The following is a 699-nucleotide window of genomic DNA, read 5'->3' as shown; positions in this document are numbered from 1 at the left end:
CTTAAATTGTCAAATTAAGTGCAACACAGTTTTATAAAAGATTTCATAAGGTGTTTTCCAATTCAAACATTTTTTGGGACGTGTATTTAATTTCGTTGCCCAACCTTGTATCTCTTCATCAGTTGCATCTGTCAAATCAACACCTTTCGGTGAGTACTCTCTAAGGAGTCCATTTGTATTCTCATTAGATCCTCTTTGCCAAGGGGCATGAGGATCTGGAAAATAAATTTGCGTATTATTTAATTCCTCAGTCAATCGGGCGTGTTGACTGAATTCTTTACCACGGTCAGGTGTAATGGTTTTACAAAAATTAGAATCAATACCTTGTAGTAATTTAATCATTTGGTCAACTACCGGCTTAGAAGCTTTCTTCTCAGATTTACCGATTAGTAATAACCTAGATTTTCTATCAACTAGCGTTACTAAGCACGCTTTACCAGTTTGACCTGCAACTGTATCTGCTTCCCAATGACCAATCTCAGTTCGTTCATTAGCGCTATCTGGTCGTTCATGAATCGTATTGGAGATAGGGATCTTTCCTCTTCTCTCTACGTGATTTTTAGAATGGCGTGTTTTACCTCTGTGTCTTAATTTACGGATAGCGCCTCGATTACCGGTTGATAAACCAGGCTCATCGAAGTCGCCACGATAAATTGCACGATAGATAGTATTATAACTGATTTTATTTTTGGAATTTTC

Annotated in this window: 1 protein-coding gene; it reads right to left on the bottom strand. The window is 37.3% G+C overall.

Features of this window, described 5'->3' with window-relative positions; genetic code table 11:
• Positions 1-9: 9 nt before the first annotated feature.
• On the bottom strand, positions 10-699 hold a 690-nt coding region (locus ACEN4N_RS11505), incomplete at its 5' end, for an IS30 family transposase (protein ID WP_407094269.1).

The organism is Ruoffia sp. FAM 20857 (assembly GCF_045528645.1).
Lineage (GTDB): Bacteria > Bacillota > Bacilli > Lactobacillales > Aerococcaceae > Ruoffia > Ruoffia halotolerans.
The sequence above is the reverse complement of the archived record's forward strand: the minus strand, read 5'-3'. Positions and strand labels throughout refer to the sequence as shown.